General features: G+C 59.8%; 25 protein-coding genes and 2 pseudogenes (1 of these 27 running past the window's edge). 19 read left to right on the plus strand and 8 right to left on the minus strand.

Annotation, left to right across the window (positions count from 1 at the left end; genetic code table 11):
- Positions 1-126, minus strand: a pseudogene (locus tag LRO94_RS23650) (protein-methionine-sulfoxide reductase heme-binding subunit MsrQ) (its annotated part extends 26 nt beyond the left edge of the window); the annotation flags it as partial.
- 207 nt (positions 127-333) lie between these two features.
- Between LRO94_RS23650 and LRO94_RS23655 the strand changes: the two are divergent.
- From LRO94_RS23655 to LRO94_RS23665, 3 genes are read left to right on the plus strand one after another with little or no spacing between them, the layout of a single operon-like run.
- A complete protein-coding gene (locus tag LRO94_RS23655) occupies positions 334-1827 on the plus strand; it encodes a hypothetical protein (protein WP_218777323.1) in 1494 nt (497 codons plus the stop codon).
- Positions 1828-1881: 54 nt separating this feature from the next.
- Positions 1882-2622 carry a hypothetical protein gene (locus tag LRO94_RS23660; RefSeq protein WP_179179893.1) on the plus strand — a complete coding sequence of 247 codons (741 nt, stop codon included), beginning with the start codon at positions 1882-1884 and terminating at the stop codon, positions 2620-2622.
- Between the two features lie 8 nt (positions 2623-2630).
- Entirely contained in the window at positions 2631-3077 is a 447-nt protein-coding gene (locus LRO94_RS23665) for a hypothetical protein (protein WP_122680685.1), read from the plus strand.
- 2 nt (positions 3078-3079) lie between these two features.
- Here LRO94_RS23665 and LRO94_RS23670 read toward each other — a convergent pair whose 3' ends face one another.
- Positions 3080-3364, minus strand: coding sequence for a hypothetical protein (locus tag LRO94_RS23670; protein ID WP_032885648.1), 285 nt, complete (start codon positions 3362-3364; stop codon positions 3080-3082).
- Positions 3365-3382: 18 nt separating this feature from the next.
- On the minus strand, positions 3383-4279 hold the full coding sequence (locus LRO94_RS23675) for a hypothetical protein (RefSeq protein ID WP_122753919.1): 897 nt from the start codon (positions 4277-4279) through the stop codon (positions 3383-3385).
- Positions 4280-4477: 198 nt separating this feature from the next.
- Between LRO94_RS23675 and LRO94_RS23680 the strand changes: the two genes are divergently transcribed.
- On the plus strand, positions 4478-4807 hold the full coding sequence (locus LRO94_RS23680) for a hypothetical protein (protein WP_122763878.1): 330 nt from the start codon (positions 4478-4480) through the stop codon (positions 4805-4807).
- Between the two features lie 6 nt (positions 4808-4813).
- On the opposite strand, the gene LRO94_RS23685 is transcribed toward LRO94_RS23680, so the two are convergent.
- Entirely contained in the window at positions 4814-5449 is a 636-nt protein-coding gene (locus LRO94_RS23685) for a LysE family translocator (RefSeq protein WP_095186398.1), read from the minus strand.
- Between the two features lie 127 nt (positions 5450-5576).
- On the opposite strand from LRO94_RS23685, the gene LRO94_RS23690 reads away from it, so the two are divergent.
- The 3 genes and pseudogenes from LRO94_RS23690 (at position 5577) to LRO94_RS23700 (ending at position 7453) form a co-directional block, all read left to right on the plus strand.
- Complete coding sequence (locus LRO94_RS23690; protein ID WP_032885644.1) at positions 5577-5948, plus strand: PH domain-containing protein; 372 nt, start codon at positions 5577-5579, stop codon at positions 5946-5948.
- Between the two features lie 145 nt (positions 5949-6093).
- A pseudogene (locus LRO94_RS23695) lies at positions 6094-7232 on the plus strand (colicin E3/pyocin S6 family cytotoxin).
- A complete protein-coding gene (locus LRO94_RS23700) occupies positions 7229-7453 on the plus strand; it encodes a pyocin S6 family toxin immunity protein (protein WP_179179892.1) in 225 nt (74 codons plus the stop codon). The pseudogene LRO94_RS23695 and the gene LRO94_RS23700 overlap by 4 nt, the downstream one beginning before the upstream one ends.
- A 223-nt stretch (positions 7454-7676) precedes the next feature.
- Here LRO94_RS23700 and LRO94_RS23705 read toward each other — a convergent pair whose 3' ends face one another.
- Both LRO94_RS23705 and LRO94_RS23710 read right to left on the minus strand, forming a co-directional pair.
- Positions 7677-9056 carry a sensor histidine kinase gene (locus LRO94_RS23705; protein ID WP_179179891.1) on the minus strand — a complete coding sequence of 460 codons (1380 nt, stop codon included), beginning with the start codon at positions 9054-9056 and terminating at the stop codon, positions 7677-7679.
- Positions 9053-9715 carry a response regulator gene (locus LRO94_RS23710; protein WP_179179890.1) on the minus strand — a complete coding sequence of 221 codons (663 nt, stop codon included), beginning with the start codon at positions 9713-9715 and terminating at the stop codon, positions 9053-9055. Before LRO94_RS23710 ends, LRO94_RS23705 begins: the two co-directional genes overlap by 4 nt.
- Before the next feature lie 147 nt (positions 9716-9862).
- Here LRO94_RS23710 and LRO94_RS23715 point away from each other — a divergent pair, with 147 nt between their 5' ends.
- The 5 genes from LRO94_RS23715 to LRO94_RS23735 are packed head-to-tail and all read left to right on the plus strand — an operon-like array spanning position 9863 to position 14570.
- A complete protein-coding gene (locus LRO94_RS23715; protein WP_032885640.1) occupies positions 9863-10129 on the plus strand; it encodes a PepSY domain-containing protein in 267 nt (88 codons plus the stop codon).
- On the plus strand, positions 10129-10674 hold the full coding sequence (locus tag LRO94_RS23720; RefSeq protein ID WP_099602188.1) for a cytochrome b/b6 domain-containing protein: 546 nt from the start codon (positions 10129-10131) through the stop codon (positions 10672-10674). The genes LRO94_RS23715 and LRO94_RS23720 overlap by 1 nt, the downstream gene beginning before the upstream one ends.
- 22 nt (positions 10675-10696) lie before the next feature.
- Positions 10697-11965 carry a sialidase family protein gene (locus tag LRO94_RS23725; RefSeq protein WP_095186393.1) on the plus strand — a complete coding sequence of 423 codons (1269 nt, stop codon included), beginning with the start codon at positions 10697-10699 and terminating at the stop codon, positions 11963-11965.
- Positions 11965-12549 (plus strand): hypothetical protein, encoded by a 585-nt coding sequence (locus LRO94_RS23730; RefSeq protein ID WP_122680690.1) that lies wholly within the window; start codon positions 11965-11967, stop codon positions 12547-12549. Before LRO94_RS23725 ends, LRO94_RS23730 begins: the two co-directional genes overlap by 1 nt.
- On the plus strand, positions 12549-14570 hold the full coding sequence (locus tag LRO94_RS23735) for an LTA synthase family protein (protein WP_179179889.1): 2022 nt from the start codon (positions 12549-12551) through the stop codon (positions 14568-14570). The genes LRO94_RS23730 and LRO94_RS23735 overlap by 1 nt, the downstream gene beginning before the upstream one ends.
- Here the strand turns inward: LRO94_RS23735 and LRO94_RS23740 are convergent, their stop codons facing one another.
- Positions 14571-14945 carry a c-type cytochrome gene (locus LRO94_RS23740; RefSeq protein WP_179179888.1) on the minus strand — a complete coding sequence of 125 codons (375 nt, stop codon included), beginning with the start codon at positions 14943-14945 and terminating at the stop codon, positions 14571-14573. It abuts the gene before it with no gap.
- Between the two features lie 276 nt (positions 14946-15221).
- Between LRO94_RS23740 and LRO94_RS23745 the strand changes: the two genes are divergently transcribed.
- The 7 genes from LRO94_RS23745 (at position 15222) to LRO94_RS23775 (ending at position 24529) form a co-directional block, all read left to right on the plus strand.
- Positions 15222-15602 (plus strand): response regulator, encoded by a 381-nt coding sequence (locus LRO94_RS23745; protein ID WP_179179887.1) that lies wholly within the window; start codon positions 15222-15224, stop codon positions 15600-15602.
- 194 nt (positions 15603-15796) lie between these two features.
- Positions 15797-16411, plus strand: coding sequence for a biliverdin-producing heme oxygenase (locus LRO94_RS23750; RefSeq protein ID WP_032885634.1), 615 nt, complete (start codon positions 15797-15799; stop codon positions 16409-16411).
- A complete protein-coding gene (locus tag LRO94_RS23755) occupies positions 16408-18651 on the plus strand; it encodes an ATP-binding protein (RefSeq protein ID WP_179179886.1) in 2244 nt (747 codons plus the stop codon). Before LRO94_RS23750 ends, LRO94_RS23755 begins: the two co-directional genes overlap by 4 nt.
- A gap of 513 nt (positions 18652-19164) precedes the next feature.
- Positions 19165-21063, plus strand: coding sequence for an alkaline phosphatase D family protein (locus tag LRO94_RS23760; RefSeq protein WP_179179885.1), 1899 nt, complete (start codon positions 19165-19167; stop codon positions 21061-21063).
- 136 nt (positions 21064-21199) lie between these two features.
- The gene (locus LRO94_RS23765) at positions 21200-22213 is read left to right on the plus strand and encodes a diguanylate cyclase domain-containing protein (RefSeq protein WP_095186387.1); all 1014 of its coding nucleotides are present in this window, start codon (positions 21200-21202) and stop codon (positions 22211-22213) included.
- Between the two features lie 217 nt (positions 22214-22430).
- Positions 22431-23681: a 2-aminoadipate transaminase gene (locus LRO94_RS23770; protein ID WP_179179884.1), complete on the plus strand. Its 1251-nt coding sequence runs from the start codon at positions 22431-22433 to the stop codon at positions 23679-23681.
- 131 nt (positions 23682-23812) lie between these two features.
- Positions 23813-24529: a hypothetical protein gene (locus LRO94_RS23775; RefSeq protein WP_095186385.1), complete on the plus strand. Its 717-nt coding sequence runs from the start codon at positions 23813-23815 to the stop codon at positions 24527-24529.
- Positions 24530-24583: 54 nt separating this feature from the next.
- Here the strand turns inward: LRO94_RS23775 and ptaA are convergent, their stop codons facing one another.
- Positions 24584-25678 carry a pyoverdine biosynthesis transaminase PtaA gene (gene ptaA, locus LRO94_RS23780; protein WP_179179883.1) on the minus strand — a complete coding sequence of 365 codons (1095 nt, stop codon included), beginning with the start codon at positions 25676-25678 and terminating at the stop codon, positions 24584-24586.
- Positions 25679-25819 lie beyond the last annotated feature (141 nt).

Raw genomic sequence — 25819 nt, forward strand, 5'->3', positions numbered from 1 at the left:
TTTTCGCAATAAGCCGTGGGATTCGGCGCATCACTGGCGGTACACGCAACACCAGCAGCAGCGCAGCTATAGATAGATGCATAGCCTGTGATCAGCCCGCACGATCCAAAATATATGCAGCAGCCCACCCCAGCAATGCGCGCCCGGCGCACAGACTTAGCTCCCCTCACACTGAATCCGCGCAGACCTGATAAGTCCCGCTATCAATCGCCTGACGCAAGGGCGGGCGCATAACCGCCGGGTGGAGTGGATATTGGAGCGGTGAGCAGCGGGGTTGTTTTTAGCGCGCAGGAACAGTGATCATCGCCCTCCCCCCTGAAAGAACGGTTGGCGATGCTGAACATGGACGATCTGCTGGCCAGCCCTGACGAGCGCACCCTCAAACGCCAGTACGCCAAGCTGCTCAAGGTAACGCGGCCGGACGATGACCCCGTCGCCTTCCAGCGTCTGCGGGAAGCGTACGAGCGGGCGTTGCAGCGACTGCGTGCCGGCGACAGCCTCGTCGCCCACGCCCTCCCCCCTGCTGCGTATGAACAAGCGATGGCGCTGCTGGCCGAATTCGATGACTGGAAAGTCGACGAATGCTGGGCCCGCGCCGTGGCACAAGGGTGTGCCGCCGACTTTGAACAACTGCTGTTCCAGCGTTGCGTCAACGCACCCGACCGGCATCTACCGCTGTTGACCTGGGGCGTTGAGAAACGCCAATGGCTCACGCCATGGCAGCAAATAAACAGCGGCGGTTTTCCCCATCAACGTCTGGTCCACGCACTCAAGGGCGCGCTGTACGACGACCTTGAAAAATACCTGGCAGACGCCCAGCCTCAGGCGTTCTTCGAACGACTGGAGCGGGCATGCCGCCAGGGCTGGCTGGTTGACCTGACCCATCACCAGGCGTTGCAGGTGCAGGTGTTGCACCTGTTCACGGTGCAAGAAAGCTGGTCGCCGACTCTTTTCCAACAGGTCTGCCAGCTGTTCGCCTGGGACGCTGGCGCTGCGGTGCCTATCGATCAAGCCCAGTGGCAGGCCCTGGTCCGGCGCAGCGAGCAATACGTCTGGCTGAACGCGTTGCGAGATCAGGCGCAACAACCGGGTGCGGCGGCGTTGTTTTTGATGTGTGCAAAACCCGCGCAGCAAGCGCAATTGGCCGCCACGTTCGGAGAAGCCGATTGGCAGGCCTGCGAGCAACTGTCCGCAGCGTTTTCCACACGGTTCCCCGACCTGCTGGGCTTGTTCCCCAATCACAACCCGTGGTTCTGGCAGGCCCTCGTCGGCTATCGCCCCACCCGCCACGGCCTGAAACGAGCCACCGCCGTCCTTGCAACCTGCCTGGCGTTGGGTAGTCTCTCCAGCCGATTCGCACTCGGCCCGACCTTATTGATGCTGCCGCTATACCTACTGGGCGGCTGGTTGATGGCCCGCGTCGGCCAGTGGCTGCTGACCTACTGGACCGTCATGGCCGAGAGCCTGCAAGACCTCGACCAACGCGTCAGCCGCTGGTGTGCGCGCCGCAAATGGATCCCCGACCGCCGCTATCGGGTGATCCGCAACGGCGGCCCATTAGTAGCGCTGGGTTTTGTCGTGTGGCAATGGCTTGGATGGTTGGGGCTTGCTACCTACGCAGTGACCGGTTTGATCGGCGTGCTCCAGCCGGCACGCTGGGCGCCTGCCGAGTATGAGTACCGCTGGCGGCGACCGTTGCAGGCGATCTATCGGATTGCCGGGCTGAGTGCGCTCCAATGGCTGTTTTGCGCAGTAATGGTCGCGGTGATTGCGTATATACAGTTGGAATTGCCCGGCACCGCGCTTACCCGAGGGGCATGGCGTTAACATGCCCGTTACCTGATTTTTTGCGTTGATATCCACGATCAAGGAAGACACCCCATGACCAATACGCTCTCCCAAGACTTCACCCAAATCCCCACAGGCATGCAGCCCTTTCCGGCGATTGAAGATGTGTTCGTCGCCGATCAACTGGAACTGGCCAAGCATCTGCATCCGCTCTTCAGCCTTGACCTGAGCCAGGTGAATCCCGAATGGTCGGGCGTCGTGCACATGCTGAGCCCATTGGAGCCCTATGAGAGTCTTGTCGGCGAGCTGACCGAATGGGACGGCTTTCACGGTGACCTGCTGAAAACCAACTGGATCGGATTTCAGCTTGAGCAGGGGCGATACCGCCTATGCGGCGACCCGCGCTACTTCTTTCTCCATGCAGGCAACGCGCAACTGGCCGACCCTCACCCCGGAGCGCGGGCGGACCTGGAGCGTCACAGTGCTGAGCAACACCGCGCATTTGCCCGCACGGTCGAGCGGTTCAACACCCACGGGGTACTGGCGCGCGAAGACGGCGAGCCGCTGGATGCGGTGGAGTTTGTCACCCAACTGGGCGGCGAAGTCGACGGCTTGGCTAACTGGGTGGAGTCGGTGGAGTTTCCGATGCAGATCATTGAACTGGACCCCGACCGTGGCGATTCGAACGTGTATCCCTTGAGCCCGGCCGGCAACCGGTTTTTCCACGTCGCCAGCGTGCCGGGCTGGCATTACCGCACCGCGGGGGCCGACATGATCGTGATGTTCTACGAGCCGATTGAAGGCCAGGTGTTATTTACCTTCGACTACAGCTGAGCAAAGTGATGACTCAACGGACCAAAACGCTTCTCGGTTGGGCCTTTCTAACCTGCCTGGCAGTGCTGTTGGCTTACGCGCTCGTACATAAACCGCAATTCCCGTCGCAAATAGTCCTCAAGCAAGCGTTCATACCCGGGCAGTGGGTGTACATCGTGCAAGGCGCGAGGAACGCAGGGGAGCCCAAAAGCCTGCGGTTCTACGCAGACGATTACGAAAGCAGCGACGAGGTGATGAAGGTGCGCCTGGGCAAGAAGCCACCGTTCCTGGTTTCGGACACCGACTTGCAGAATGTAGTGATCGAACGGGTCGCCAATGGCCTGCACATCAAACTCGATGGTGCAGTCGAGGTGTACCGAAGCAACCTCTACCTGGCCGATGGCGACACGTACACCACGTTCCGCGTCAATCTGGAACAACGCGACACGCGGCCGCCCTTACCGAGCGGCCGGTAGGATTATTTCAACAGGGCGATCAGCGCACAGACCACGGTGATCACCAGCGCCGGCCACTGCATCGGCATGAAAAAGAAGTGATGGCGCACCCCATCAGCGTGCGGATGCCGATTGAGCACGAAGCCCAGCACCACGTTGATCGCCGAGCCAACACCCGCGCCTATCAGGAACTGCATCAGCGAGACATTGCCTGGCTTGACGCTGGGATCAGGCCACAACCCCATCAACAACAGCACCATGGCCACCGGAGTGAACAGCGTGAGCCAGCCTGCGCCGCGATAAATCATCGTTTGATACTCCTGGGCTTAGGCCAACTCACGGGCTTGTTCTTCAACCGCAAACACCACATCCAGGGTGTTGAGGAACAGGTCATGGCTGAGGATGCCGGTGGCGATGGTCGACAGCACGGGCTTGCCGCTGTCGTCCTTGATCACCACGTTCTCGGTCCAGGCGTTGAGGTCGACGGTGCGCAACGATGCCATCGGCACTTTGCGGCCCTGGTACTCAAGGAAGGCGGCGCTGACCAGAATTGGCGTCGTGGTGATCTTGAGGAAGTTGCCGCTGACCCGCTTGCCCCAGACCTGCGCAGTGCTGATGCAATTGAACGTTACCGCCCCGCCCGCCTCCAGCGTCGCCGCCACCGCCGGCAGGCGTGCGCGTACGTGCAGTTCACGCACCAGTTGCTGGAAATCGTGAAAGCCCTTGAGGGTCTCGATCACCCGGTGAAACGGTTCCGAAGCATTACGGCGATAGGCAACGTTGGTAACCATACCGGTCAACACGGTTTGGCCGGAGCCGAACAGATACAGGTCCTCGATATCGGCAAAGGCCGTGTATTCGCGCTCATCGTTCACGAAGCGCTCGATGCCATGCTCATACACGTCATAACGGGGCGCACGCAGCTTTTTGTGCCAGGCGTAGACCGCAAACATGCTCAGGCCGATCAACGCCAGCAAGGCGCTGGTGGCATAAAACACCATAAGCGGGTCGCTGAAATTCAAGGTCATGCCGCGTGACGTCTGGAGAGTGACGGGGCCATTGTTGCCCTGCGGCAGGATGGTGCTCAGGTACAGCACAAACCCGGCCATCGCCAGCATCACAGAACCAAAGATCAAACTGACCACAAGAAAGGCTTTGCCATGACGGAAGCTAGCGATCAGCTCACCAGTATTGGAAGGCGCTTGAAAAGGGGATGAGGGCATGGGGGCTTGCGTCCTTGTAAGTAGATAAAGCGGGCTGCTTGGGTGCGCTTGGCACGGCGAGTTGGAACATGGCCAATTAGTATCGTTCCTTGTGCAGAGGCCTTAATGTGATGCACGCCGCAAAGTGGGCCAGGTCTTTTTTTTCACACACAGAACAGTGATCATCCCCCTCCCCCCGTATGTTGAGGAACCAAGACCATGGAATTGACGCTGGAAGCTGTGGCGCTTTTTGCACTCAAGTTGGTGCATGAGGTGGACGGTGGCAGCCCGGTTTTGCGGGATGATCCGGTGATGGTTGGCTATGACAGGGAGGTGTTTGGGCTGTTGGTGCGGCAGGGGGATTTGGCTGAAATCTTGGTGAAGATTGATGAGTGTGCGGGCCAGGCTTTGATGGCGGTAGGCGGTGCCGACACAGTACTGGGACGTGAACTGCAACGACTGGCGGCGGCTGTGCAAAATGCCCATCAACTGGATGAACTGCCCGAGCCGTTAACCACCCTCAAGGATTATCTGAAAGACATCCAGTGAGGCGACCTACCGCCGCCCTTCCACCGCCATGCGCACCGCCAACCCCATCAGCACTGAGCCCATCAGCCAGCGCTGCACCACTTGCCAACCGGGCCGGGTGACGAAAAACACCGCGATGGAGCCCGCCAGGGTGGCAATCACCGCGTTGACACCCACGCTGATAAAAATCTGCGTAAAGCCCAACACCAGTGATTGTGTCAGCACACTGCCATGGCCGTTCGGGTCGATGAACTGGGGCAGCAACGACAAATACATCACCGCCACCTTGGGGTTCAGCAGGTTGGTCACAAGCCCCATTGTGAACAGCTTGCGTGGGCTGTCCTTGGGTAAATCGCGCACCTGAAACGGTGAACGCCCGCCCGGTCTGATCGCTTGCCACGCCATATAGGCCAGGTACAACGCCCCACCAAACCGCAGCGCGTCGTAGGCAAACGGCACCGCCATGACCAACGCGGTAATTCCCAACGCCGCACAAAGCATATAAACCAAAAAACCCAACGCCACGCCGCCCAGGGAAATCAATCCAGCCGTACGGCCCTGACAGATCGAGCGGGATATGAGGTAAATCATGTTCGGTCCGGGCGTCAGCACCATGCCGAGGGAGATCAGCGCATAGGCAAGCCAGCTGGATAGTTCAGGCATGGTGCGGCTCCGGTTGTTGAAACATCTGGGCAAGGTTGTAAGGTTGGTCGCCATGGTAGGGCGTTCAAAATGCCCGCGTTAGATACAGATCCACGAGCAAATCGGCATACACCCACGAGGCAGGCCCATGATCGACTTCAACAACAAAGGTTTCTTCAAGCTCAAACAAAACAACGAATACGCCGAACGCGTAGCCGCCCTGCTGCTGGACGGCGAGGAAGTGGTCGACGCCTACAAAGCCATGCGCGACGGCGTAGTGTTTACCACCAAGCGCATCATCGCCGTGAACGTGCAGGGGATTACCGGGAGCAAGAAGGACTTCACGTCGCTGCCGTATAAAAATATCGTGGCGTACTCGGTGGAAACGTCCGGCACGTTTGATCTGGATTCGGAGTTGGAGATTTACTTTTCTTCGCTGGGGAAGGTGAAGTTTGAATTTACGGGGAAGACGTCGATTGTTGAGATTTCGCGGTTGATTTCCAAGCACCTGCTGACCTGATCAGCAGGTAAAAATCAAAATATTCGAAACGATAACGCCCTTCTGGCCCTGTCTCCTTTTCCCACACCCATCATCGAACAAATCCGATTTAGTCCGCTCATCCCCCTCTTAGGCTCACGTCCCCACACAAGGAAGTGAGCCTGTCATGTCAGAGCGCGCATACCCTCTCACCGAAGAACAACAACTCAAACAGCGAATCCTGACACCGCAACCGGCACGGCGGCGTTTTTCGCCATCGCTCCATCTATTCGACCGTCCTCCCGCGCCAGCCCCTCACCCACCAAGCCTCCCGGCTGCGTATTCACCAAACCCTGCCAACTGCCCGACGGCATCACCCACTACGCCGATCCCAGCGGTTTCGTACCGCTGGAGTTGGTCAAGGAATACGGACATTTCAGCCTGCTGGGCGGGCGTGAAGTGGACGCTCGGGGAACGGTCTCGCTGCGCAAGATCAGCGGAAGCGCATTGCCCGTTGGCTTGGGGCAGTTGGCGTTGCGTGCAGCGGTGTTGGAGTCGGCAGCGACTGCTGTCGGCTCTGTAGCCGGGGCGTTGTTGATGGGGTTAGTGGCGTTGGCCTGGCCATCGGCGCTGGGTGATAGCGCGCTGTACAGCGATGAGCAATTGCGCTCGATGCAACGGGCGCGCTCACAGATGCGTTTGCATGTTGAGCAGTTGGAGGACGGCACGCTCAAGGGCTATGGGTTTTACACCGGCAACAATGCCGACTGGCAGATGATCGATGTGGTGCAGTTGCAAAGCCGTGGCGATCAGTTTGTGGCGGATTTTGGCCAAGGTGTGGAGCTGATCTGGACGCCTGCGGTTGAATCCGGGGGACTCCCTGGGAATCCCAGCGTTGGAGGCGGCACCGCAGGCGCCGGCAATTTGGATTTACCCGCCAAACCAGAAGGCTGCGCAGATTTTGGTGAACCCGGTTTATCCGCCGGAATATCGGGATTTTATTCTGGTGTTCCCGGTGGAGTGGGGGGGGGGGGTCGGCCGTTGTATGTGGTGGTCAGTGTTCGGGCTGGGGATCATACCTATCACCCCAAACCAAAACTCCTAGCTGCATTTCCGAAAGCCAAGTGGGCTCGCTCGAAAACTCCAATGACGGGGGGTGGCCAACGCCCAAGATGGAAAGATCCCGACGGGACGATCTATGAATGGGACGCTCAACATGGCGCTGTGGAAAAGTACTGCAAGCGCGGAATTCATCTCGGCGAGTTCGATCATTTGACCGGTAACCAACGTAAGCCAGCCAAGCCTGAAAGGACGGTAGAACCATGAACCACTCAATTATGGGCGTTTTGCCTAACGAGGACTTTGCATCCTTTGAACAGCCGCTACCTCTGTCCACTCAAGACCTGATGGACATTATGGGGTGGGAAAAAATGGAGGATTGCGTATTTGACTATCTATTGACGGAAGAACAAGTACTCAAAATAGAAAAAGCGATTGCTCTAAAGCTGCCCACTCGCTTTGACTTATTCCTTACCTCACACGACTAAGTGAGCCAAGGGGCATTCAAACTCCATTCGCCGACTAAAGGCTGACCAGAATCTCCCTAGTGAGCGGGCTTTTTTTGTGGTGAGCGGGCTTGCCCCGCGCTGGGGCGCGAAGCGGCCCTGAAACCAAGCCCTGCGGTTCCTATGGAAAATCTCGGTGGCCGAGTTGGGGCTGCTTCGCAGCCCAGCGTGGGGCAAGCCCGCTCACTACACATGCCCTTTCAGCTCAGACAGTTGAAGGGCTGCCGTTCTGGATTTCTTCGTTAAATACCAACCGCGCACACAACCCACCACGCTCCAGGTTGTGCAAGGCCAGCCGGCTGCCGATCTTGCCGACGATCATCTCGACAATCGCCAGCCCCAACCCGGCACCATTGGCATTGTCACGGCTATAAAACCGCTCAAACAAACGCCCGATTTCCGCTTCATCAATCCCCGGCCCCTGGTCCTGCACGCTCAGGCAAAAAGCACCAATCACCACCTTCACCTCGCTGCCCGGCGGGGAAAAGTTGAGAGCGTTGGTCACCAGATTTTGCAGGGCGATGGCCAGTGCCACGGGCTCGGTTTCAACCCAGCATTCTTCGTCACCCTCCAGCACCAACTCCACACCTTTCTCCATGGCCAGCGGGGTAAGTTCTGCCAATTCTTCGCGTACTAACTCTGTCAATTGCACACGGCTGCGCACAGGGTTGTTCAACTGCGGCTCGATGCGCGCCATGGTCAATAACTGGCTGCCGATGCGGGTGGCGCGGTCGACACCGCTTACCAGAAATTCCAATGCCTCGCGTCGTTGCTCCACTGTCTCCGCGCTTTGGGCGTTTTGCGCATGGATACGCAGGATCGCCAGGGGGGTGCGCAGTTCGTGGGCGGCGTCGGCGATGAACCGGCGTTCGCGTTCCAACAACTCGTCCACCTGCACCAACAGCCGGTTGAGCGCGGTTTGCATGGGTTCCAGGTCGGAGGGCAGCGGTTTGAGGTGCAGCGGTTGCAAGGTGTCGGAATTGCGTCCACGAATCGACAGCGCCATGGCGCGCAGGGGTTTGAGACCCCAACCGATTAACAGCCAGATCAACACCGTCAGCAGCGGCACGCCGATGAGGGTCGGCCAGAGGGTGTGACGCATGATGCGTTGGATCACGTCTTGGCGGATGTCGTCGCGCTCACCCACCCAAATCAACAGGCCCTGTTGCGGGTCGGCGAGGAGGAAGGCGCACCAGTCGTTGCCGTTGTCGATGATGTCGTGGGAACCAAGGGTCGCGGGCGGTGCGACCAGCACCGGCGCTTCGGCTGAGCGTACAAGTAGCTGGCCGTCGCTGCGCCACACCTGGAAGGTCAGGCGAGTTTCATAGGGATGAGCCACGCCCTCTTCGCCCACGCGGCTCATGGCCTGATCAAACGCCTGGTACAAGCGGTCCCAATCCGCCTCGCCGGGGTCGCGCTGGCGCAGTACGCCTTGCAGCAGGCGCGCGCTTTGGGCGAGTTGGGCGTCGTAGACTTCTTCGATTTCGTGGTGACTGTCGCGCAGCACCAGCCAACTGATCAGGGCATCGCCGAGCAGGATCAACACCAGCACAGGCACGAGGATGCGCGCGCGCACGGAGGTCATGGCTTGAGTACCAGCACATAGCCAACGCCGCGCACGGTGCGTATGAGCTCTGTGGATAACTTTTTACGCAGGTTGTGGATCAACACTTCCAAGGTGTTGCTTTCGACGCGGTCCTGCCAGCCATACAACGCGCGAGACAAGCGCTCGCGGGTCACCACTTTGCCGGGGCGTACCATCAGTTGGTGCAGCAGTTGATATTCCATGGGGGTGACGATGATGTCCTCATCCAGGTAACGCACCTGCTGAGTGGCGGGGTCGAGGTTGACGCCGGCGTGTTCGAGCATCGGTTGCGCGCGGCCCTGGCTGCGGCGCAACAGCGCGCGCACGCGTGCCTTGAGCTCTTCGACGTCGAAGGGTTTGACCAAATAGTCGTCGGCGCCGGCGTCCAATCCGGCGATGCGCTCGGCGGTGCCGTCGCGGGCGGTGAGGATCAGCACCGGAAGATCATGTTGCTCGGCGCGCAGTTGCTGCAACAGGTCGAGGCCGTCGAGGCGGGGCAGGCCGAGGTCCAGCAGCAGTAGATCGAAGCTCTCCGTGCGCAACGCATGCAGCGCCGCAAAGCCATCCTGCAGCCAATCCAGGGTGTAGCCCTCGGCGCCCAAGGCCACACGAATCCCTTGGCCAAGGGCCCGGTCATCTTCGACAAGGAGTAGGCGCATAGCAAAATCTCTGTAGGAATCGGCGGCATCATGCCGGGTTATGGCCGGGGCTATTTCAGCAAAGATGTTACGGCTCGTTGCCAACTAAGGTTGCCCTAAGGTTGGTTTTGCACTGTGAAATCTCCCACATTTGCTGAGAGCTTTTCCATGCGCAAAATTCTCCTGCTGTCCCTGATCCTCGCCAGCCCCCTGGCCTTCGCCGGCCCGCAATGCACCACCGCCGAGCGCTCGCAATGGCAAGACGAAAAAGCCTTCCAGGACAAGCTCAAGGCCGAGGGCTACACCATCAGCAAGTTCAAGGTCACTGATGGCAACTGCTATGAGATCTACGGGTTCGACAAGGACAAGCGCAAAGTTGAGATCTACCACGACCCGGTCACCGGCAAGGCCGTGAAGACTGAGATCAAAGGCTGATGCCAGGCGAATCCCTACGCCTGTGGGACCCGCTGGTGAGGCTGTTCCACGCCTCCATCGCCGGGGTCTTCGTCGCCAATTACTTCTTCAACGAAGCCGGCGACGACTGGCATGTCTGGCTGGGTTATTACGCCATGGCCTGGCTGCTGGTGCGAACAGTGTGGGGATTTGTCGGACCGCGCAGCGCGCGGTGGGCAGACTTTTGGCCTACGCCAAAAAGGCTGAATGCCCACGCGCGCTCGTTGCTCAAGGGTAAGCCGCAACACCGCTTGGGGCATTCGCCGATTGGCGCGCTGGTGATGCTGTTGATGTTGCTGGCGTTACTCACCGTCGGCGTGAGTGGCTTTTTGATGCAGGAAGTCGATGCCCTCTGGGGCGCCGATTGGCCGCTGCAAGTCCACGAGACCGCCGCCAATGCGCTGCTTGGCTTGGTTTGCCTGCATGTACTGGCTGCCGTGTTTGAAAGTATCCAGGTGCGGGACAACCTGCCGTTATCCATGCTCACCGGTCGCAGGAAGCGCCTGCCGGATGAACGTGCGCAGTAATCCTTTTACCCACAGGTTCCCTATGCGCTCCGCCTTATTGATATGCAGCCTGCTGGCAGTGTTTTTCGCTGCCTGGCAAAGCCATCCGCCCCATGTGCTGGCGCCGTTTGCCCAGACCAGCCCGAACACCGCAAAAGTGGCGGCGCCGGCGCAGTACAGCAGCCGGTTCGTATCCACCCAGCTCACCGACTTTGTGCACTCCTCATCCGTGACCGCCCTGCCCGGCGGCGACTTGATGGCGGTGTGGTTCGCCGGCTCACGCGAAGGCGCCGCTGATGTGCAGGTGCGCACCGCGCGCTTTGATGCACGTACCGGCGAATGGGGCGCCGAACAGGTGCTGGCCACGCGGGAAAGCACCCGCGACGGAACCCAGCGTTATATCCGCAAGCTCGGCAACCCGGTGATTGCCCTGGCGCCGGATAAACGCCTGTGGATGTTTTATGTGTCGGTGTCAGTGGGCGGCTGGGCCACCAGTGCGATCAACGTGATGGTGTCGGATGACCTGGGGGCCAGTTGGACGGCCCCTCGGCAACTGGTGACCTCGCCGTTCTTCAATATCAGCACCCTGGTCCGCGCCGCGCCGGTGTTCCACGCCGACGGCTCCATCGGCCTGCCGGTGTACCACGAGTTCATGGGCAAGTTTGCCGAGTACCTGTACCTGAGCGCAGACGGAGCGGTGATCGACAAATTCCGTATCAGCCGCGGCAAGAATTCCCTGCAACCGACCATCGTGCCCCTGGACGGCCAACGCGCCGTGGCGATGTTGCGCTATGCCGGCGACACCCATCACCGCGTGCTGGCCAGCCGCACTGAAGACGCCGGGCAAACCTGGAGCCAGCCGTACCCGCTGGAACCGGCCAACCCTAACTCGTCGCTGGCGGCGGTGGGCACGGTGGACGATGGGTTGCTGGTGGCGCTCAATGACCTGCAGGACGGCCGCTTCAAGCTCAGCCTCTATGGCACCGACGCCCAGCTCAGCCAGTGGCGCACTGTGGTGCAACTGGACGAATCACCGGACCCGCTCGGCCAACCGTTCGCCCCCGAAGCTTATAAAGAGATCATCGGCGAAGGCTTTCGCGCCTCCAGCGGCGCGCAGCGTTTACCGCTGGAGCAACGTTTTCTCAGCAGCCTCGACTACCGCGTGTGCAAACCCCGTGGCTGCGATTTCGAGTACGAGTACCCGTACTTCAGCCGCAGCCCGGACGGTATGTACCACCTGGTGTACTCATGGAATAACACGTTTATCAAACATGTCAGCTTCAACGAAGCCTGGCTGGCGGAGCGTCTGTGATGGTGTTGCTGTGGCAGGCGCATTTGAGTTTTGTGCTGTTGGGGTTTGTGCTGTTAAGCACGTTTCGATTTACCGCCCGATGGCGACCGTGGTTGCTGCCAGTCCTGGTGGTGGTGAGCGTTATCCCGATCAATGAGCTGCCATTGGCGGCCTATGTCCGCAGTTTTACCGATGATTTGGCGATCAGCACGCTGGTGTTGTTGGGGTGGGTTGCGCTGAGCCGTCTGGGCGTGGTGCAGCCGCTGGCTCGACCACATCAGGTGCAGATGTTGCTGCTGTTTGGCCTACTGAGCCTGGTGCTATACCCGGCCACGTTAGGCCTGACCTATTTCGACCCGTACCGCTTGGGCTTCAACCCTCGACCGATGATTGTGCTGGTCGCGGTGGCGGCGCTGTTGATGCTGTGGCTGCGCAATGCGCTGGCGGTGTGGATGTTGGTGATCGGCACGCTGGCGTTCGCATTGCGGCTCAAGGCCTCAGAGAACTATTGGGATTATCTGGTTGATCCGCTCTTGGCAGGCTACTGCGTCGTCGCTGGATTAATGCAACTCAAACTGTACTGCTTTAAAGAATGGAAAATTTGATGAGTGCGTTGCAATCACGTCGCCTGCGCTACGGCATGGGCGCGATCGGGTTGGTGTTTGTGCTGCTGGCTGCGTTGCGACTGGTGTTTGTGCTGGGTTTTTCCGGCCTTGATGTGACAACCCCTGCACTGCTGGAAACCCTCGGCATCGGCCTGCGTTTCGACCTGCGCCTGGCGGTGTTGCTGCTGCTGCCGCTGGCCGTGCTGGCATGGCTGCCGCGCTGGAACCTCACCACGCTGCCAGTCCTGCGCTGGCTGGCCCGTGCCTACCTGGTGGTCGCACTGGCGATGATCGGCCTGGTGTACATCATCGACTTCGGCCATTACGCCTACCTCGGCGTACGCATCAATGCGACGGTGCTGCGCTACCTGCAAGACGCACAGATTTCACAACAGATGGTGTGGGAAACCTATCCAGTGCTGTGGATAACCGCCTGCTGGCTGGCGGCAGTGGGGTTGTGGGTATGGGCGTTGATCTGCCTGGAGCGCCTGACCCTGGACCGTGCGCCAACCCCCATTAATCGATGGGCGGTGACGTCAGTCTCAGTGGTTGGCGTGGTCGCCGTGCTGCTCGCCCTGCTGGGGCGCGTGGCCAACCTCAACCTGGAAAACCCGGTGCCGCTGCGCTGGAGCGATGCGTTCTTTTCCGGCAACAGCCAGGTGGCCGCCGTGGGCCTGAACCCGGTGCTGTTTTTGTACGACACCCTCAAGGTCGGCCAATCGCAGTTCGATGAAGCCCAGGTGCGTAAGCATTACCCGCAAGTCGCACAGTACTTGGGGGTGGATCAACCGGACGCCCAGCAACTGAATTTCACCCGCCACCAGGGTGTGCAGCCCTATCGCCTGGCCAGCGAGCGCCCGCTGAACGTGATCTTCGTGATGCTCGAATCCCTTGGCACGAGCGCCGTCGGGGCCTACGGCAACCCGCTCAATCCCACGCCGAACCTGGATAAACTGGCCAGCCAAAGCTGGTTCTTCAAGCACTTCTACGTACCGGTCACCGGCACCGCCAAGACTGTCTGGGCCAGCATCACCGGCGTGCCCGACGTCACCCGCCAGGAGACTGCCACACGCAACCCGCTGATCACGCGGCAACACACGCTGATCAACACATTCGAGGGCTATCAGAAGTTCTACATGATCGGCGGCAACGCCGGCTGGGCGAACATCAACGCGCTGATCCGCCAGAGCATCGACGACGTGCAGCTGTTTGAAGAGAGCGACTGGCAATCGCCACGGGTGGATGTGTGGGGTATTTCAGACTTGGACCTGTTCAAGGAAGGTGACGAACTGTTGAGCAGGATGCCCAAGGACCAGCCGTTCTTCGCCTACCTGCAAACCTCCGGCAACCATCGACCCTTCACGATTCCCAAAGACAACGACGGTTTCCAGGTGGCGGACGTGACCCTGGAGCAAGTCCAGGCAGCCGGTTCGCGCAGTGTCGAGCAATACAACGCGGTGCGCCTGCTCGACTACAACATCGGCCGCTTGATGGAAATCGCCAAGGCCGGTGGTTACTACGACAACAGCATTTTTGTGTTCTTCGGCGACCACAACACGCGCATCAGCCAGATCCCGCACATGGCGCCTGCCTTTGAACAACTGGGGCTGGAAAGCAACAACGTGCCGTTGTTGATCCACGCGCCGGGCCTGGCACCTAGGGTGATCGAACAGGCGGTGGGCCTGGCGGATTTGTTGCCGACCGTTGCGGGCATGGCAGGCGTGCCGTTCACCAATGGCGCCATGGGCCGGGATATCCAACAGCCTGCTCCGGAAGGGGAACGCGTGGTGCCGCTGGTGTTGCGTGAGGGAACGTTCCCAATCATCGGCGGCGTGACCCAACACTTCCTGTTGCAAATGCAACACGACGGCAGCTCACCGACCCTGCATGACCTGGCCTCAAAGACGCCGCGAGAGGATGTGGCAACGCAACATCCCGCAGAGTTTCAGCGTTTGCAGGCGCTGACCCGTGGGCTGCATGAGAGCGCGCGGTTGATGCTGTTCAGAAATGTACGGGAGTGATTATTTGGGTTGGAAGGTTTCGAGGTAGGCCAGGATGTTGTCGATTTTCTCCTGATCACTGATGCCCCAAAAGATCATCCGCGTACCGCTCACTACCTTCTTCGGCGCCTCGATATAGGCGGCGAGCTTGTCCCGCGTCCAGACCACGCCGGAGTTTTTCATCGCGTCAGAATACTGATAGTCGGTGGTGGTGCCGGCAGGCCTGCCGATGATGCCGTTGAGTTCCGGGCCGAACCCGCCGCGCGCCCCTTCGCCGACGCTGTGGCAGCCGCCGCAGGTCTTGGTAAAGAGCTTGCCACCCGCCTCGGCGTCGCCGGCCGCGAGGGCTGACTGGGTGTTGAGGATCATGGCGAGGGTGAGCAGGACGTACTTCATGGGAACTCCACATCGGCGAATGCGGGCGATTATGCCTGTTTGTCAGGAACGCATGCCCATCCAGATCAGCGCTTCGGTCCACGCTCGATCAGGGGAGCATTCAGGGTCGACAGCCTTTTGCGTGCATTGCAGAGCACAGGGATCGTGCCGCACCTCCCCGCAAACAAGCAAAATAGACCCTCTGAGTAACCACCCATCGTTTTGGACATATCCAATCGAACCTATCCGATGGTCTTCCACTCCACCTTACTGAACCCTGATGGTGGAGTAACGATCATGGCTCAGCCATCGATTTTAGTACTGGAAGACGACGAGATCATTCGCTCGTTAATGGTGGATGTACTTGAGGATTTTGGGGCTCATGTGACGTCATTTCCTTCGGCGGATGAGGGGATGATTTTTCTGGAGCGGGATGATGAACCGGTCGACCTGATTGTCAGTGATGTTCAGATGCCAGGTTTGCTCAACGGCTATGACTTGAGCCGGGTAGTGGCCCATCGTTGGCCAGAGGTAAAGGTAGTGCTGACATCCGGCAACACTAAGATCGCGACGGAACTGGGTAGCTCTGTGCGGTTTCTACCGAAACCGTGGAGCGCCGAACACTTGATTGAGTGCGTGCAAACGGCACTGACCCAGCAAAGCCCGCACCTGCATTGATAGCATCGCAACATCACTGAAGCCGAACTTTGGGACAAACCCTGCGGTCATTAATGAGCAAGGAGAGACTTTTCTGATCCGCTGGTCAGGCTTTTCGCCTTGTGCGTACAGCCAATGGCCATGAGGTGTGTAGAATCACTGCCCAATTCTATGCGTCATTTATGGCCGGCAGGCCCACAGTTCGAGCTTATTGAATGCATTCACAGGCCCCTGACGGTGGTGTGCCCTCGTTGTTGGAAGCGTTGCGCACAGGCACGGCCCTGCTGCATGTAGCGCTGGAAAAGCGCCTGCCGTTTTTCAGCGAATACCTGAATGCCGACTGGTTTCGACGCTTGCTCCAGGCGTATTACGGGTTTTATGGGCCAATGGAAGCAGCGCTGTACGATTGTGAGTTGATCCCTGATGGCTATGACACAGAACTGCGTGTGAAAACGCCCACTCTGTTGAGCGATCTTCTCGCCCTTGGCCTGAATGACATGGCTATCAACGACCTGCCCCGCTGCACCCAACTGCCGCTCCTCGATACCCCTGCTGCCTGCCTGGGCGCCTTGTATGTGCTCGAAGGCGCTACGCTGGGCGGCCAGGTACTGCGCCGGGAAATGGCTCAGCGCCTGGATCTGGACGCCGATAACGGCGGTGCGTTTCTCAATGTGTATGGCCCCGAGACTGGTCGGCGCTGGAAAGACTTTCTCGACTATCTGGGCCACCAGCCGCTGGACGCACCAGCCAAACAACACGCGGTAGACGCGGCCCGTTCGACATTCCGCTGCTTTGAGCAATGGCTCGACAGCCAGGAGGTATTGCTATGAAACCCGATGATTTTGAAGAGCTGCTTGCCAACTGTGCGGACGAGCCTATTCGCATTCCGGGGGCCATCCAGCCCCATGGTGTGTTGCTGACGCTGTCTGACCCCGGCTTGCAGATCATCCAAGTCAGCGCCAACGTCGCCAGCCTGTTCAATCATGCACCGGAGACGCTGCTGGACCAGCCGCTGCATCGGTTGCTGGGCGCAGAGCACGCTAAGGCTGTGCAACACATGGTCGAGCTCAACAACTTTATCGACGCGCCGCCGCTGCACGTCACTTTCAACGGCGCCAAGTTCGATGGCCTGCTTCATCGCCATCAGGGCGTGCTGATACTGGAATTCGAACCGTTGCTGGAGAATTTCCAGCCGCGTGCAATGAATCGTCGCACCAGTGATTTGGGCAAGATGCTGCAACGTTTGCAGGCGGCGAAAACCCTGCAAGCGCTGTACGAAATCAGCGTGCATGAAATCCAAGCCATGACCGGCTACGACCGCGTGCTGATCTACCGCTTCGAAGAGGAAGGCCACGGCCAAGTGATCGCCGAAGCGTCCGCGCCGTCCATGGAACTGTTCAACGGGCTGTTCTTCCCCGCGTCCGATATTCCCGAGCAGGCCCGCGAGCTGTATCGCACCAACTGGTTGCGCATCATTCCCAACGCGGCCTACGAGCCAGTGCCACTGCTGCCCAAACTGCGCCCGGACAACGGTGAGCCGCTGGACCTCAGCTTCGCCACCCTGCGCAGTGTGTCGCCGATTCACTGTCAGTACATGCAGAACATGGGTGTGCTGTCGTCCATGAGCATCTCGCTGATGAAGGGCGACAAACTCTGGGGCCTGATCAGCTGCGGCAACCGTGAACCGCTGCTGGTGCCCAACGAATTGCGTACCGCCTGCCAGACCATCGGCCAGGTGTTGTCATTGCAGATCAGCGCCATGGAAGCCTTGGACCTGAGCCGCCAGCGCGAGGAAAAAGTCGAGGCCCTGGCGTTGCTGGATCAGGCGATGAAAGCCTCGGCGGACAACGTGTTCGATGGCCTGGCCCTGCAAGGCCAAGTGCTGATGGACCTGACCCTGTCCGGCGGTGTGGCGATCATCGAAGACAAGCAACTGCACCGCTACGGCAACTGCCCGGAACCGGCGCAGATCCGCGCGTTGCACAAGTGGCTTCAAGAGAGCGGCGATACGGTGTTTTCAAGCCATAACCTGGCCTCCGTCTACCCGCCGGCCGCTGAGTTTCAGCAGATGGCCAGCGGTGTCCTGGCCATGAGCCTGCCTAAACCGGTGGATAACGGTGTGCTGTGGTTCCGCCCGGAAGTGAAGGAGAACATCAACTGGAGCGGCGACCCGAACAAGCCACTGGATCTGGAAAACTCCGACGCTGGCTTGCGCCTTCGCCCACGCACTTCGTTTGAAATCTGGAAAGTGGAAATGGCCGGCATCTCCACCAAGTGGAGCCATGGTGACCTGTTTGCCGCCAATGACCTGCGTCGCTCCGCCCTGGAAAACGACCTGGCACGCCAGGTAGCGCGTGAGCAACAAGCCGTGCGCGCCCGTGATGAACTGGTGGCGGTGGTATCCCACGACTTGCGCAACCCGATGACGGTCATTTCGATGTTGTGCGGCATGATGCAAAAGGCCTTCAGCTCCGATGGCCCACACACGTCGCGGCGGATTTCCACGGCCATCGACACCATGCAGCAAGCCGCCGGGCGTATGAATGTGCTGCTGGAAGACTTGCTCGACACTTCGAAAATCGAGGCCGGGCGCTATGTGGTCAAGCCAGTGGCGCTGGATGTGAGCCAGATGTTCGAAGAGGCTTACTCGTTGCTCGCACCGCTGGCGATGGAAAAAGGCATCGACCTGTCGTTCAGCGCCGAGCCTGATCTGGTGATCAACGGCGACCCTGAGCGGATGTTCCAGGTGCTGTCGAACCTGATCGGCAACGCCATCAAGTTCACGCCGCGCCAAGGCACTATCGGCATCAGTGCCATGAGCAATGGTGAGGAGACCGTGTTTTCGGTGCGCGACTCCGGCGAGGGCATTGCGCCGGAGCAATTGCCCCATGTGTTCGACCGCTATTGGACCCAGACCGAAAACAATCCAACGGGCAGTGGCTTGGGGCTCTACATCACCCAGGGCATCGTCCACGCCCACGGCGGCAAGATCATTGCTGAAAGTGAAGTGGGGCGCGGCAGCGAGTTCCGGTTTACGGTGCCGAACGTAATTGAAAACTCACCTACCTAAGCGCCAGCGACCTTGTGGCAAGGGGTCTGTGGCAATAACCAGACATGGCCTGCTCTAGAGAGCGGGCCTCAACCTCCGTCATATCTTGCAGCAGGGCGTTTATAGCTCGACGCCCCTCGTCCTCTATAAGTTTGTCGCCACTTCGCTCAACAGGGCGAAGTCACCCTCGACTGATAGAAGGATACTTCCATGCTCGGCCCTATAAATTCTCCCCCTCTGCCTGCTCAATACCCCACTGCACCGCATGACGACGCCCCCCTTCAACGCAATAAGCGCAGCATCGACGGCCCTCAATCGCAGCTCGAACCTCAGGACGCTGACGGTTCGGCGCGCGATGGCCGACACAGGAATACCGGCAGCCTAGACAGCCTGGGCAAGGGCAACTTGCCTTAAACCGTCGTACGAGGGGCAGTGCACTGCCCCTCGTCTTTGTAGGTCGTCGCGTCTTAACAAAACACTGACATCCGTTGCGCTAATCTTTCCGGTTCAACCCTGGCCGGAGCCTTTTACTGCATGCCACATCCCGACACCTTGCCCGCCGTACTCGCCGGCCCTCTGCTGCGGCGACTGGCCCCCCAACGCTTGGTGTTGTGGCTGGTGGGAAGCCGAGCATTAACCCTGACCCTGAGGCTGCAATCTGCCGAGCAGCACCTGGATATCCCGCTGGGCCAGGACCAATGCCAAGTCGTGCAGGTGGGTCGCGAGGCGTTTGTCCACCTGATTGATATACGGCTGGAAAAGGCGCTGCCGCAGGATGTGATCATCGACTATGACTTGCTCGTCGACGGCACCGGCATAGCCCAGTGGGCACCCCACTTGCTGTACGCCAACGCCCAATACCCGAACTTCGTGCTGCACAGCCGTATCCATCAACTGGTGCACGGCTCGTGCCGCAAACCTCACCACAGTGCCGACGAAGGCCTGCTTTGCGTTGATCGCCTGCTGGCCAATGCGCAGAACCCAACCGAGCGCCCGGCCTTGTTGATGATGAGCGGCGACCAAGTGTATGCCGACGATGTCGCCGGGCCGATGCTGCGCGCGATCCATGGGCTGATTGCGCGCCTGGGCCTGTTCGACGAATACCTGGAAGGCGCCGTGGTAGACGATAGCGCCAGCCTCTACGGGCATCATGCCAGCTACTACAACCGAGCCGATCTGCTCCCGGCGCTGGACAGCAACGAGACCCTGCGTGAACGTTTTTTTGGCGGCGTGAAAAAACCGATTTTCACCAGTAGCACCGCCGACAACCATCTGGTGACCTTCGCCGAAGTCATGGCGATGTACTTGCTGGTGTGGTCGCCTGCCCCTTGGAACCTGATCACCCCACAACCGCCGCAACTGAGCGGCGAGGAGTCATCGCGCTATGCGCGTGAGCAAGTGACGCTGGATACATTCCGTGAGGGTTTGCCGGACGTAGCACGGGTATTTGCTCACCTCTCCACCCTGATGATCTTTGACGACCACGACATCACCGACGACTGGAACCTCAGCGCCCAATGGGAAGAAACCGCCTACGGCCATCCGTTTTCCAAACGCATCATAGGTAACGCGCTGCTCGCCTACCTGCTGTGCCAGGGTTGGGGGAATAACCCGGATGCCTTTGTTGAGCTGGTGGGCCAAACCCAGACACTGGTCACCCACACGCAGGACAATCACTTGGACGCGCTCGCGCAGGACCAGTTGGTGGAGACACTGCTGAAGTTCCAGCAGTGGCATTACGTCCTGCCCACAACGCCGGCCTTGGTGGTGCTCGACACCCGCACCCGGCGCTGGCGCAGCGAATTCACGCTCAAGCACCCATCAGGCCTCCTTGACTGGGAAGCCTTGAGCGAACTGCAACAAGAGCTGCTCGATCATCCCTCAGCCATCATCGTCTCTCCCGCGCCGATTTTTGGCGTCAAGCTGATCGAGACCGTGCAAAAAATCTTCAGTTGGTGCGGCCATCCTTTATTGGTGGACGCCGAGAACTGGATGGCTCATCGCGGCGCAGCTCAGGTCATCCTCAACATCTTCCGCCACTCGCGCACGCCGGGTAACTACGTGATCCTCTCGGGCGACGTGCACTACTCGTTTGTCTATGAAGTGCTGATCCGCCACCGCAACGCCGGCCCGAGAATCTGGCAGATCACCAGCAGCGGCATCAAAAACGAATTCCCACCCCGATTGCTGGAATGGTTCGACCGCCTCAACCGCTGGCTTTATTCGCCGCGATCGCCCCTGAACTGGTTCACTCGCCGCCGCACCATGCAGGTGGTCCCCCATATCCCGGAACATGCCGAAGCCGGTGAACGGTTATGGAATTCGGCCGGAATTGGCCAAGTGTTTTTCAACGAGCGGGGGCAGCCTGAGGCTATTTACCAGCACAACGCGGACGGCAAACCTCGAACAAGGATGGTGGCGCCGCAGCAATAGCCAATCGCCATCATCCAAAAGCAGCACACCCATCCTATTCAAAGCCTTCAATCCCCGCTGTACAGTAGCCCCAGCCACGGAGTATCGGCGACAACATTGGCAGGCCTAGGCGCCTGCCCACGCAAGGAATGCGCAGATGGACGATACTTCCGGCAACAACCCGCTGGACCATGATTTTTCCCACCTTAACGCCGACATGTTGCATGCCGTGCTGGAGTTGGTCAGCGACGGCATTTGGGACTGGAACGCCAATACCGGGTTCGTCTACCGCAACCCAGGCTGGTACGAAATGCTGGGCTACCCTCGCCATTCCCTGGAAAACAACGTGTTTACCTGGGAAAACGTTATCCATCCGGACGATTACCCCCGTGTGATGACGGTGTTCGATGACTACGTCCACCAGCGTACCCCTCACTACCAAACCGAATACCGTTGCCGCAAAAAAGATGGCAGCTACCTATGGATCGAGGATCGCGGCTATGTCATTGCGCGCAATGAGGACGGCTCGGTAGCACGGATGGTGGGCGCCCATCGCGACATCGATCTGCGCAAATCCTCCGTTGAACAGTTGGAGCGACGCAATCAATCCCTTGAGGCACTGGTGGCCGAGCGGACGCGCGAGCTGTCGCGGGTCAATCAGCAACTACAACTACAGCTGAACGAGAACCGCTCCCTGGCCGAGCGGGACGCCCTCACTCTCGTCGCCAACCGCTACCGCCTGGAAAAGGTACTGCTGGAAGAGTGCGGCCGCGCACAGCGTTTTCGCCTGCCGTTGGCATTGATCGCGGTGGATATCGATGACTTCAAACCAATCAATGACCGACATGGCCACGGCGTGGGCGACCAAACCCTGGTGCACGTCGTGGAATGCCTGGAGAGGTGCATTCGCCCAGGCGACCTATTGGCTCGGTGGGGAGGTGATGAGTTTATGGTGGTGCTGCCCAAAAGCTCACTGGAAACCGCCAGGGCGTTGGCTGAGAACATCTGCCGAACGATGCGCAAGATCCCGATGCGCGGAGATCTCACCGTCACCCTGAGCCTGGGCGTGGCCGAGCGCCGCATGGATGAATCCCCCGCCGCCCTGATGGCGCGTGCCGACCAGGCACTGTATCGCGCCAAAGCGGCGGGGAAAGATGGGGTGTCGGAGTAGGCCAAGCCCGTCAACGCACTGTCGGCGGGTACTGGATGCCGCCTCTGCTCCACAGCGCATTGAGGCCGCGCTTGACGGGTTCAGCGCGTTGCCACAAACGACTTTTGGCAATGGCTCCTTCCGATTTGGAATGACCCGGCGACTTTATTTCGTTTGCGACAAGGGCTGGCCTGCGGCTTAGATAAAACGACGCCCGCCACTGCCGAGCCCGAGATTCATGAGCCGCGAAACCATCAGCCAGTCGATTTCCATCGTTCATCCCATCAGCCTCAGCCACGGCAAGAACGCCGAAGTCTGGGACACCACGGGCAAGCGCTATATCGATTTTGTCGGCGGCATCGGCGTGCTTAACCTCGGCCATTGCCATCCCGGTGTGGTGGAGGCTATTCGTGAACAAGCGACGAAGTTGACCCACTCTGCGTTCAACGCCGCGCCGCACACGCCCTACATCGAACTCATGGATCGACTGACAGCGTTTATCCCAGTGAACTACACCGTCAGCGGCATGCTCACCAACAGCGGCGCGGAAGCCGCGGAAAATGCCTTGAAGATCGTCCGCGGCGCCACCGGCCGCACTGCAGTGATCGCCTTTGACGGTGCCTTCCACGGCCGCACCCTGGCCACTCTCAACCTCAATGGCAAAGTGGCGCCCTACAAGCATAAGGTCGGCGTCCTGCCCGGCCCGGTGTATCACCTGCCCTACCCCAGCGCCGATAACGGCGTGAGCTGCGCTGAGGCAGTGAAGGCCATGGATCGACTGTTCAGTGTGGAAATCGATATCAGCGACGTAGCCTGTTTCATCATCGAACCGGTGCAGGGCGAAGCCGGATTCCTCGCCTTGGATATCGCGTTCGCTCAGGCGCTGCGGCGCTTTTGCGATGAACACGACATCCTGTTGATCGCTGACGAAATCCAATCCGGCTTCGGCCGAACCGGCCAGCGTTTTGCCTTCTCGCGCCTGGGGATAGAACCGGACCTGATCCTGCTCGGCAAAAGCATCGCCGGCGGCGTCCCCTTGGGCGCAGTGGTCGGGCGCAAGACGTTGATGGACAACCTGCCCAAAGGTGGGTTGGGCGGTACGTACTCCGGCAACCCCATTGCCTGCGCAGCGGCGCTGGCCACCCTCGATGCAATGACCGATGAGCATTTGCAGGAGTGGGGCTCGCAGCAGGAAGAAGCGATCGTCGGCCGTTATGAAGCCTGGCGTTCGCAGCGCCTGTCGCCGTACCTGGGCCGCCTGACCGGCGTCGGCGCCATGCGCGGCATCGAACTGACCAGCACCGACGGCACGCCAGCGCCTCAGCAACTGACCCAATTGTTGAGCCTGGCGCGAGACGCCGGGTTGCTATTGATGCCCAGCGGCAGGTCGCGGCACATCATTCGCCTGTTGGCGCCACTGACCATTGAGCCTGCGGTGCTGGAAGAAGGACTGGATATTCTTCAAGCGTGCCTCAAGCAATTGGTTTAACGCCCGTATCCGCCGGTCGGCAGCCTTGCGCCGCGATAGGGGCATTGTGCTGCCTTGACCTGATCCCCCTCCCCCCTGAAAATGCGCGACGCTTTTTTGTCTTCCCCGTTTACTGAAGTAGTGAAATTTCAATGTCCGATTCTTACACCGAACACTCCGCCGAAGAATCCGTAGTCGCCTTGCACGCCAAAGCTGAATACGAAAACGCCATCAATCTTTCACAGCACGTGCCAGCCGCCAAGATCATCAGCGAGATGGTGCTGGACGCCTTCCACACCTCCAAGGAAAGCGACCAGATCCGCGAACTGCGCGTCGCCATCCGCCAGGCCCACGACGCCTTCGACGACGACAAGGCCTACGACCTGATGGGCCAGCTCAAGCAGCTCAAGGACGCCGAAGCCGCCGATAACATCGCGCTGGAAGACCTGAGCAGCAAATTCTCCATCAGCCGCATCCTGTCCAGCTTCAAGGACGACCCCGAGTTTCAGGAACTGGTCTACGGCCTGGCCCTCAAGGTGCTGAACCAGTCTCACCAGGCCATCAGCAACCCAAGCGCCGGCAAGGGCAAGGCGGCTCGCCCCAAGAAAGAAGCTGAAGTGTTTGTGATCAGCAAGGACGGCATCAGCGTGACGCTGCCGCTGCGCACGCCACGTTCCAAGTTGAACGTCGACCGCGAGGCGTTCGAGTTCCTGGGCTTCAGCTTTGTGGGTGAAGGCGATGAAGCCGAGCTGCAAGTCGAAAGCTTTGTGGACAACGCCGGCGTCGAGCAGCCGCTGAGCCGCAAGAGCGTGATTACTGCACTGCAACAGCAGACGGCGTTTGCGGGTTACAGCATCGCGCAGCAGTAACCAACACCCTCGGATCAATGTGGGAGTCCTCTCCCACATTTTTTTTGCGCGGTGTCAGCTGGCGCCCTGAATCTGCGCCGCAAACACTTCGCGAAACCGCGCCATCTCCCGCTTATTCCCCACCGTGACCCGCACCCACTGCGGCCAGTTTTCCCACACTCGTCCGATCAGTACGCCGTGGGCGGCCAGTGTGTCGATGACCTGCTCTGCCGGGCGCTTCACGTCAATCATGAAGCAGTTGGCCTGGGATGCCGTGCAAGTGAAGCCACGGCCCTTAAGCCAGGTGATGGTTTCTTCGCGCAGTTGCGCGTTGAGCGCCTTGCGTTGGGGCAGCACCTTCACATCTTCCAGGCTGGCGAGGCCGCCGAGCAAGGACGAACCGGCCGGGACGTTGTCGCCGCCGAATACCGCCAAGCGCTCCAGCAGCGCCGGATGGCCGATCGCCAGGCCCAGACGAGCGCCGGCCATGCCGTAGATTTTCGAGAAGGTACGCAGCACCAGCAGATCGTCGTGGTCCTTGACCCAGCTCACCACGCTTGGGGTATCGGCGAAGTCGATGTAGGCCTCATCCACCACCAGCACACAGCCTTTGGGTTTGTTCGCCAAAGCCTGGCGGATGGCCTCGGTCGGCGTCACGGTGCCCGTCGGGTTGTTGGGGTTGCACAGGTAGAGCATGCCGGCCTGGGGGTCAGCCGCGAGCATGGCCTGGACGTCGTGGGCATGCTCAGCGTTGAGGTTCACTTCTTTCACCGGCGCCTTGCGTGATTGGGCGGCCTGGCGTGGTACCTCGTAGGACGGCGTCGCCATCACCAGGCCCCGGGTTTCGCTGGTAAACGCCAGCACCGCGTAGCGCAGTGCGGCCATGGAGCCGGAAAACACCGCCACTTGATCTTCGGCAATCCCTTGTTGCTGTGCAAATAACTCGGCCAGGGCGTACATGTGTTTGTACGGATAACGCCCTGCAGTGTCGATGCCGCGCTGCATCGCTTCGCGGGCCGCTGCCGAGGGCCCGTAGGGACTTTCGTTGTAGTTGAGCAGCACTTTGTCAGTCTTGGTTGCCGACGACGCGGCCACCGCCCAATCCAGGCGCCCGAGTAAAGGCAGGGCGGCGCTGAGGGCGAGAAGGGATCGACGACTAACGCTGACCATGGTGACTACTCCTTGTAGGCGGATGATGGATTCGCACTGCTCGTACAAGTGAGTATGACGAGACAATACGCAGCGGATTTAACCGAGCGCCCATGAAAAAGCCCCGTACGACTTTCGACGACGGGGCTTTTTTCATGGGCG

The organism is Pseudomonas sivasensis, assembly GCF_021391435.1.
GTDB lineage: Bacteria > Pseudomonadota > Gammaproteobacteria > Pseudomonadales > Pseudomonadaceae > Aquipseudomonas > Aquipseudomonas sivasensis.

Bases quoted from the DNA above. Each gene is read 5' to 3' on its own strand.
- LRO94_RS23655 (WP_218777323.1), top strand. From the start codon at position 334: ATGCTGAACATGGACGATCTGCTGGCCAGCCCTGACGAGCGCACCCTC.
- LRO94_RS23660 (WP_179179893.1), top strand. From the start codon at position 1,882: ATGACCAATACGCTCTCCCAAGACTTCACCCAAATCCCCACAGGCATG.
- LRO94_RS23665 (WP_122680685.1), top strand. From the start codon at position 2,631: ATGACTCAACGGACCAAAACGCTTCTCGGTTGGGCCTTTCTAACCTGC.
- LRO94_RS23670 (WP_032885648.1), bottom strand. From the start codon at position 3,364: ATGATTTATCGCGGCGCAGGCTGGCTCACGCTGTTCACTCCGGTGGCC.
- LRO94_RS23675 (WP_122753919.1), bottom strand. From the start codon at position 4,279: ATGCCCTCATCCCCTTTTCAAGCGCCTTCCAATACTGGTGAGCTGATC.
- LRO94_RS23680 (WP_122763878.1), top strand. From the start codon at position 4,478: ATGGAATTGACGCTGGAAGCTGTGGCGCTTTTTGCACTCAAGTTGGTG.
- LRO94_RS23685 (WP_095186398.1), bottom strand. From the start codon at position 5,449: ATGCCTGAACTATCCAGCTGGCTTGCCTATGCGCTGATCTCCCTCGGC.
- LRO94_RS23690 (WP_032885644.1), top strand. From the start codon at position 5,577: ATGATCGACTTCAACAACAAAGGTTTCTTCAAGCTCAAACAAAACAAC.
- LRO94_RS23700 (WP_179179892.1), top strand. From the start codon at position 7,229: ATGAACCACTCAATTATGGGCGTTTTGCCTAACGAGGACTTTGCATCC.
- LRO94_RS23705 (WP_179179891.1), bottom strand. From the start codon at position 9,056: ATGACCTCCGTGCGCGCGCGCATCCTCGTGCCTGTGCTGGTGTTGATC.
- LRO94_RS23710 (WP_179179890.1), bottom strand. From the start codon at position 9,715: ATGCGCCTACTCCTTGTCGAAGATGACCGGGCCCTTGGCCAAGGGATT.
- LRO94_RS23715 (WP_032885640.1), top strand. From the start codon at position 9,863: ATGCGCAAAATTCTCCTGCTGTCCCTGATCCTCGCCAGCCCCCTGGCC.
- LRO94_RS23720 (WP_099602188.1), top strand. From the start codon at position 10,129: ATGCCAGGCGAATCCCTACGCCTGTGGGACCCGCTGGTGAGGCTGTTC.
- LRO94_RS23725 (WP_095186393.1), top strand. From the start codon at position 10,697: ATGCGCTCCGCCTTATTGATATGCAGCCTGCTGGCAGTGTTTTTCGCT.
- LRO94_RS23730 (WP_122680690.1), top strand. From the start codon at position 11,965: ATGGTGTTGCTGTGGCAGGCGCATTTGAGTTTTGTGCTGTTGGGGTTT.
- LRO94_RS23735 (WP_179179889.1), top strand. From the start codon at position 12,549: ATGAGTGCGTTGCAATCACGTCGCCTGCGCTACGGCATGGGCGCGATC.
- LRO94_RS23740 (WP_179179888.1), bottom strand. From the start codon at position 14,945: ATGAAGTACGTCCTGCTCACCCTCGCCATGATCCTCAACACCCAGTCA.
- LRO94_RS23745 (WP_179179887.1), top strand. From the start codon at position 15,222: ATGGCTCAGCCATCGATTTTAGTACTGGAAGACGACGAGATCATTCGC.
- LRO94_RS23750 (WP_032885634.1), top strand. From the start codon at position 15,797: ATGCATTCACAGGCCCCTGACGGTGGTGTGCCCTCGTTGTTGGAAGCG.
- LRO94_RS23755 (WP_179179886.1), top strand. From the start codon at position 16,408: ATGAAACCCGATGATTTTGAAGAGCTGCTTGCCAACTGTGCGGACGAG.
- LRO94_RS23760 (WP_179179885.1), top strand. From the start codon at position 19,165: ATGCCACATCCCGACACCTTGCCCGCCGTACTCGCCGGCCCTCTGCTG.
- LRO94_RS23765 (WP_095186387.1), top strand. From the start codon at position 21,200: ATGGACGATACTTCCGGCAACAACCCGCTGGACCATGATTTTTCCCAC.
- LRO94_RS23770 (WP_179179884.1), top strand. From the start codon at position 22,431: ATGAGCCGCGAAACCATCAGCCAGTCGATTTCCATCGTTCATCCCATC.
- LRO94_RS23775 (WP_095186385.1), top strand. From the start codon at position 23,813: ATGTCCGATTCTTACACCGAACACTCCGCCGAAGAATCCGTAGTCGCC.
- ptaA (WP_179179883.1), bottom strand. From the start codon at position 25,678: ATGGTCAGCGTTAGTCGTCGATCCCTTCTCGCCCTCAGCGCCGCCCTG.